The following is a 7,099-nucleotide window of genomic DNA, read 5'->3' on the forward strand; positions in this document are numbered from 1 at the left end:
GCGCGGCCCGCGGCGCCCCCGTGGTCGCGATCTGCGGTGGTTTCCAGATGCTCGCCCGGACCATCGACGACACGATCGAATCCGGGCGCGGCCGCGTCGACGGCCTCGGCGTCTTCGACCTCGACATCTCCTTCTCCACCGACAAGACACTGCGCCAGGTCAGCGGTACCGGTCGTGGCGAGCGCATCGGCGGCTACGAGATCCACCACGGGCGGGTCGTCGGGTCACGGGAGGACACCTGGATCGTCGACGACGTCGCCGGACCCGAAGGCGCGGTGCGCGGTGCGGTCCGTGGGACGCACTGGCACGGACTGCTGGCCAACGACGCCTTCCGGCGTCGTCTGCTCACCGAGGTGGCCGCCGAGGCCGGTGTGCGGGGCTTCCGGGTCGCCGGCGACACCGCGGTGGAGGGGATCCGCCGCCGGCAGGTCGACACGATGGCCGACCTGGTCGCCGAGCACCTCGACATGGACGCGGTGATGCGTCTCATCGCGACCGGGCCGCCCGCCTCCGCGCCGGTCATCCGCCACCACCTGGACCCCGACGCCGGTTCGGCGCAGACGCTATCGTGGCCCAATGACTGAAGATCAGCGTCAGGTGACCGTCAACGGCCTCACCTTCGACGTCCGGATCGGGGGACCGGAACGGGGCCCGTGGGTCCTGCTGCTTCACGGATTCCCGGTGGACGGATCCTGCTACGACGCGGTGCTCCCGCGACTCCACGAATCAGGCCTGCGGACGCTCGTCCTCAACCAGCGCGGCTACAGCCCGGGCGCGCGACCCGAGGCCGTCGAGGACTATCACCTCAGCCACCTGGTGTCGGACGTGATCGCCGTGCTCGACGAGCTGAAGGTCGGGTACGCGATCCTCGTCGGACACGACTGGGGCGGCATCGTCGCGTGGCATCTCGCGGGTAAGTACCCGGACCGGTTCACCGGTCTGGTGGTCGCGAGCACCGGCCACCCGTCGGCGATGCGTGATGCGCTCGCCTCGAGCGATCAGCGCGAAAGATCCTCCTACATCCTCGATTTCGTCGCCGACGGCGCCGAGAAGGCGCTCCTCGCCGACGACGGTGCGAAGCTGCGCGCCGCCGGGGTCACCGCCGGGGAACTCGCCCCGCTGCGCGAGCCGGGCGCCCTGCGGGCGGCGCTGAACTGGTACCGGGCCAACTTCGTCGGCGACATCAAGGGCACCATGGCATGCCCGCCGGTGGAGATCCCGACGACCCTCGTCTGGAGTGACGCCGACGCCGCGCTCGGGCGCGAGCAGGCGCAGGGCAGTGGCCGCTACGCCTACTCCGACTTCCGGTTCTGCGAACTCGCCGGGGTCGACCACTGGATCCCGCAGAACGCACCCGCCGAACTGGCCAGCGAGATCGCGCTGCGGTCGACGATCTTCTAGGTCGGCGCTAGATCTCCAGACCCAGCAGCGCGTTCTCGAGTACCTCGGGCATGCCCGGGTGGATCCAGTACTGGCCCCGGGCGACCTCGAGGGCGGTCTGGCCGAAGGACATCGCCTGGATGACTGGCTGGATCACCGTCGGGGCCTGCGGGCCGATGATGTGCGTGCCGAGGATCTTGCCGGTGCCGCGTTCGGCGATCACCTTGCAGAAGCCGGTGGTGTCCTCCATCGCCCAGCCGTAGGCGACGTCACCGTAGGCCTGGACCTTGACTGTGATGTCGTACCCGGCGTCGCGGGCCTCGTCCTCGGTCATCCCGACCGAGGCGATCTGCGGGTGCGTGAAGACGGCCGCGGGGACGAACCGGTGGTCGAATTCGACGAGATCGTCTGCGTCCCAACCTTTGAGCAGGTTGGCCTGCACCACCCGCTCCTCGTGGTTGGCGACGTGCTTGAGCTGGTACGGCGAGCTGACGTCGCCGAGCGTCCACACCCCGCGCGCGGCGGTGCGGCCGCGAGTGTCGCAGCGCACCCGGCCCTCCTCGTCGAGTTCGATGCCGACCGAGGACAGATTGAGGCGGTCGCCGTTGGGTTTCCGGCCGGTGGCGACGAGCAGGGCATCGGCCTCCAGTTGGGTCCCGTCGTCGAACTGCAGGCGTACCCCGCCGTCGGGCAGGTCCTCCGCACCGGTGATCCCGGTGTCGAGGTGGACGTCCCACTTCTCCTTCGCCACCTGGGTGAAGCGGTTGGAGATGTCGGCGTCCTGTTTCCGCAGCAGCGCGGGGCCGCGGGCGATGATCGACACCTTGGAACCGAGAGCGCCGAAGACATGCGCGAATTCGGCTGCGATGTAACCGCTTCCGACGATGACGAGTCGCTCCGGCAGCTCCGGCAGCCGCATCACGTCGTTGTTGGTGTAGTACGTGACGCCGGAGTCGGCGATGACCGGCGGGATGACCGCGCGGGAGCCGGCGGCCAGGACGACCTCGCGCGCGAGAACCGTTGCACCGTCGGCGGTGACGAGACGGTAGAGGCCGTCATCGTCCCGGCCGTCGAACTCGACATGGGAGCTGTACACGGTGATGTTCTCGCACCGGTCGACGCGATATTCCTTGCCGCCCTCGGAGATCGGGTCGATCCGTCCGAACACGCGCTCGACGATGCCGGGCCAGTCCACCGAGTCCACCTTGGCGTGCACACCGAGACGTGCTCCCTGCGTGGCGATCTCGGCGACCTCCGCCGCGTAGACGAACATCTTGGTCGGGATGCAGCCGACGTTGAGGCAGGTGCCGCCGTACACGCCTTCCTCGAAGATGGCGATCGTCTTCTCGACGTAGCGCTCGTCGGGGATGGAGTTGCCGCTGCCGGAGCCGATGATGGCCAGGTCGACGACCTGCGTGGCGGTCATAGGGTGCTCTCTTTCCTGCTGGTTTCCGAGGATTCGGTCGCGGGCCGGATGGTGTGGGTGAGCCAGTCGTCGACCTCGCGATAGGCCTGCTCACGCGCATGTGGCACGGAGAGGAAGACGTCGTGGCGGGCATCGGGGATGGGGACGGTCGACACGCGTCCGCCGAGGCAGCCGCTCCAGCGGGCGATCTGGCGGACGTCGAGGACGACGTCGGCGCGATCGGTCGACGCCGAGTAGGTCTTCGCGAAATGGGTCTTGTCCGACCGCAACACGAGTGCCGGCGTGCCGACGTCGATGCCGCGGTGCAGCCGCCGTTGCCCGCTGCGGACGGCGTTCAGGAATCCGAAGGTGACCGGAAAACCGCCCATCGGTTTGAGGGCGAGGTCGTAGCTCCACTCACCGTGCGCGCTCTCGTGGAGGCTCTCGCCGTAGGCCGAGGAGAGCTCTTGCGGGATCACCCGGGTGGGCTGTACCGCGGCCACCGCCTTGATCAGCATCGTCACCGGCAGCGTCCTCAGGACGGCGTCACCCTGGAGGTCCAGCCACGGCGAGTTGAGCAGCAGGCCGTCGACGAGCCCGTGCCGGGCCGGGTCCTGCTCGCGCAGGCGATCGAGCCACAGCGCCGTGATCAGCCCGCCCGTCGAGTGCCCGGCGATGATCATGCGGGTGTCCGCACCGACCTCTTCGGCGATCAGCTCGAGCGCGAGTCCGAGCTCCTCGTCGTACCGGGCGAGGTCGGTGGTGAAGTGGGCGGTGTGGTGGTCCTCCCGCGACCGTCCGCACTTGCGCAGGTCGATCGCGTAGAACGCGTAACCGCGGGCGGTGAAGAAATCGGCCAGCGGCTCGTGGAAGAAGTAGTCGGTGAAGCCGTGGACATAGAGCACCGCACCGGCCACGGGGCGGGAGCCGTCGATCCGCGCACCCGCCTCGGCACGGCGGATCAGGGTGGCGGTGACGGGAGATTCCCCGTCCGGATCGTCGCCCAGCGGGATGGTGCGGAGTTGATAGTGGTCCAGGAAGCGGTCGGGTTGCCAGCCGGTGCCTGCGGATACGCTCACAGCAGCCAGCTTAGTGACCCCTCCGCTCGGGCAGGGGGTGCCGCGGAAGTGTCACGGATACCACAGTTGAGCAGGTCGATTCTGTGACAGAACGTGCCATGCTGGACAATGGCCGATGAAAAGATCGTTGATGAGCTCGAAGTGGAGTCCAGGTGTCGAAAACGGTGATCAAGACCGACGTGGCTTTGGTGGGTGCAGGCATCATGAGTGCCACCCTGGGAGCGCTTCTCCGTCAGCTGCAGCCCGACTGGTCGATCAGCCTGTTCGAACGGCTCGACGCCGCTGCCGCCGAGAGCAGCGACCCGTGGAACAACGCGGGCACCGGACACTCGGCGCTGTGTGAGCTCAACTACACGCCGAAGACCGCCGACGGCGACGTCGACATCACCAAGGCGCTCAACATCAACGAGCAGTTCCAGGTGTCGCGCCAGTTCTGGGCCCACGCGGTCGACCAGGGCATCCTCGGCGATCCCTCGGAGTTCATCAACCCGATCCCGCACGTCGCCTTCACCCACGGCGACGCCGGCGTGAAGTACCTGCGCAAGCGCTACGACAACCTCGCAGGCCAGACCCTGTTCGAGGGCATGGAGTTCATCGACGACCCGGCCGAGTTCACCAAGCGACTCCCGCTGATGTCGGCCGGTCGCGACTTCTCCGACCCCGTCGCGCTGAACTGGTTCGACCAGGGCACCGACGTCGACTTCGGTGCGCTGACCCAGCAGCTGCTCAACTACGTCGCGCAGGGCGCCGACATCTACTTCGGTCACTCGGTGACCAACCTGTCCAAGCAGTCCGACGGCAGCTGGATCGTCAAGGTCCGCAACGGCCGGACCGGTGACGTCCTGAAGGTCCACGCGAAGTTCGTCTTCGTCGGTGCCGGCGGCGGTGCGCTGCACCTGCTGCAGAAGTCGGGCATCAAGGAGGCCAAGGGCTTCGGCGGCTTCCCCGTCTCGGGCGAGTTCTTCCGCTGCACCAACCCCGACCTCATCGGTGAGCACCAGGCCAAGGTCTACGGCCAGGCCGCCGTCGGCGCGCCGCCGATGTCGGTGCCGCACCTCGACACCCGTGTCATCAACCACAAGCCGGGCCTGCTGTTCGGTCCGTACGCCGGCTGGTCGCCCAAGTTCCTCAAGTCGGGCAAGATCACCGACCTGCCCGCCTCGATCAAGCCGGGCAACCTGCTGCCGATGGTGTCGATCGCGCCGCAGGAGTTCGGCCTGCTCAAGTACCTCATCAGCGAGCTCGCCGCGAACAAGGCCGACCGCGTCAACACGCTGTCGGAGTTCGTGCCGCGTGCGCTCGGGGCCGACTGGGAGCTCATCACCGCCGGTCAGCGCGTCCAGGTCATCCGCAAGACGGGTGTCGGCGGCAAGCTCGAGTTCGGCACGGCCGTCGTGACCTCCGAGGACGGCACCATGTCCGGTCTGCTCGGTGCGTCCCCGGGCGCGTCGACCGCCGTCCCCGCGATGCTCTCGGTGCTCGAGAAGTGCTTCCCGGCCGAGTACGCCGGCTGGTCGCCGAAGCTCACCGAGATCATCCCGTCGTTCGGTCAGAAGCTCAACGGCAACCGTGACCTGTACCGACAGGTGTGGGACTGGACCAACAAGTCCCTGCGGCTGACCGGTCGCGACGCGAGCACCGTCGAGTCCGGCGCGCTCGCCCCCGCCACCGCGGGGTGATCCCGGGCGGTCATCTGTGCTAACCACGACACATGAGCCCTGAACCGCAGCACGACCAGCGCCCGCAGGTACATCGCAGTACGGCAGCCGAGATCGATGCGGCCACGCTGTACCGGATCCTGAGGCTTCGGGTCGACGTGTTCGTCGTGGAGCAGGCCTGCCCGTACCCGGAGATCGACGGTCGCGATCTGGAGCCGACGACACGTCAGTTCTGGATCACCGAGAGCGGCGAACCCGACGACGATGCCGTGCTGGCGACCCTGCGACTCCTCGAGGAGCCGCCGGGTGCCGACGCCGGAACCGTGTACCGGATCGGCCGTGCCTGTACGGCACGCGCGCATCGCGGTCGTGGGCTGGTCGCCAGGCTCCTGACGGTTGCGCTCGACGAGGTCGGGGATCGTCCCTGCCGGATCGAGGCGCAGGCCTACCTGACCGAGATGTACGGCAAGTTCGGCTTCGTCGCCGAGGGCGACGAGTACCTCGAAGACGGGATCCCGCACGTGTCGATGCTCCGTTCCGGCCCGCGATGACCGACGTCTTTGATCCGGCCCCGGTCCGCTATCCCTTCAGCGCGGTCGTGGGACAGGATCAGCTCAAGCTGGCCCTGATCCTGTCCGCCATCTCGCCGAGCATCGGCGGCGTCCTCATCCGCGGCGAGAAGGGGACGGCCAAGTCCACCATCGTGCGCGGGCTCGGCCCGTTGATCGGTGGCGACGAACGGTCCGGGCGCGTCGTCGAACTGCCGATCGGCGCGACCGAGGATCGCGTGATCGGCTCCCTCGACCTGACCTCCGTGCTGCGCGACGGGCGCGCGGAGTTCACCCCCGGACTCCTCGCCCGGGCTCATCGGGGGGTCCTCTACATCGACGAGGTCAACCTGCTCGCCGACCATCTCGTCGACGTCCTGCTCGATGCCGCCGCCAGCGGGCGCGTCACCATCGAGCGTGACGGCGTATCCCACACGCAGGCAGCGGATTTCGTGCTCGTCGGCACCATGAACCCGGAAGAGGGGGAGCTGCGCCCGCAGCTGCTCGACCGCTTCGGGCTCGCGGTCGACGTCGCCGCAGGCAAGGATCTCGACGAACGTGTCGAGGTCGTCCGGCGGCGGATGGCGTTCGACGCCGACCCGGACGCGTTCGCCGCCGAGTACGCCGAGGCCGAACACGATCTGGCACAGCGGATTCACGCGGCCCGGGAAACAGCGAGCGAGGTCGAGGTCCCGACGCGCGAACTGCGCCGCATCGCCGGCATCTGCGCACACCTCGACGTCGACGGACTCCGCGGCGACATCGTCGTCGCGCGCACCGCCGCCGCACACGCGGCCTGGCGCGGGGCCACGACGGTGGCCGAGGAGGACGTGCGGGCCGCCGTCGAACTCGCCCTGCCGCATCGCAGGCGCCGCAATCCCTTCGACGAATCCGGTCTCTCGAACGACCAGATCGACGACGCGATGTCGACCGGCCAGGATGCCGCCGGCTCCGACTCTCCCGAGTCCCCGGACGACGACCCGACACCGCCGGACGGCGGACCGGGCGGGGGTGCGCCGGACCCGGAGG

Annotated in this window: 6 protein-coding genes and 1 pseudogene; 5 read left to right on the forward strand and 2 right to left on the reverse strand. The window is 68.7% G+C overall.

Annotated features, from left to right (window positions below; translation table 11 throughout):
* Together GONAM_RS11115 and GONAM_RS11120 are read left to right on the forward strand one after the other, a co-directional pair.
* Window positions 1-584, forward strand: a pseudogene (locus GONAM_RS11115) (cobyric acid synthase); the annotation flags it as partial.
* A 13-nt stretch (window positions 585-597) separates the two neighbouring features.
* Window positions 598-1,401, forward strand: a complete 804-nt coding sequence (locus GONAM_RS11120) for an alpha/beta fold hydrolase (protein WP_006866865.1) — start codon at window positions 598-600, stop codon at window positions 1,399-1,401.
* Window positions 1,402-1,408: 7 nt separating this feature from the next.
* On the opposite strand, the gene mtr is transcribed toward GONAM_RS11120, so the two are convergent.
* Together mtr and GONAM_RS11130 are read right to left on the reverse strand one after the other, a co-directional pair.
* Window positions 1,409-2,806 (reverse strand): mycothione reductase, encoded by a 1,398-nt coding sequence (mtr, locus tag GONAM_RS11125; protein ID WP_006866866.1) that lies wholly within the window; start codon window positions 2,804-2,806, stop codon window positions 1,409-1,411.
* Entirely contained in the window at window positions 2,803-3,864 is a 1,062-nt protein-coding gene (locus GONAM_RS11130; RefSeq protein ID WP_006866867.1) for an alpha/beta hydrolase, read from the reverse strand. The genes mtr and GONAM_RS11130 overlap by 4 nt, the downstream gene beginning before the upstream one ends.
* 152 nt (window positions 3,865-4,016) lie before the next feature.
* Here GONAM_RS11130 and mqo point away from each other — a divergent pair, with 152 nt between their 5' ends.
* The 3 genes from mqo to GONAM_RS11145 all read left to right on the forward strand — a co-directional run.
* The gene (mqo, locus tag GONAM_RS11135) at window positions 4,017-5,543 is read left to right on the forward strand and encodes a malate dehydrogenase (quinone) (RefSeq protein WP_006866868.1); all 1,527 of its coding nucleotides are present in this window, start codon (window positions 4,017-4,019) and stop codon (window positions 5,541-5,543) included.
* Between the two features lie 32 nt (window positions 5,544-5,575).
* Window positions 5,576-6,073: a GNAT family N-acetyltransferase gene (locus GONAM_RS11140; protein ID WP_006866869.1), complete on the forward strand. Its 498-nt coding sequence runs from the start codon at window positions 5,576-5,578 to the stop codon at window positions 6,071-6,073.
* On the forward strand, window positions 6,070-7,099 hold a 1,030-nt coding region (locus GONAM_RS11145), incomplete at its 3' end, for a magnesium chelatase ATPase subunit I (protein ID WP_006866870.1). The genes GONAM_RS11140 and GONAM_RS11145, both read left to right, overlap by 4 nt.

It is taken from the genome of Gordonia namibiensis NBRC 108229, assembly GCF_000298235.1.
Lineage (GTDB): Bacteria > Actinomycetota > Actinomycetes > Mycobacteriales > Mycobacteriaceae > Gordonia > Gordonia namibiensis.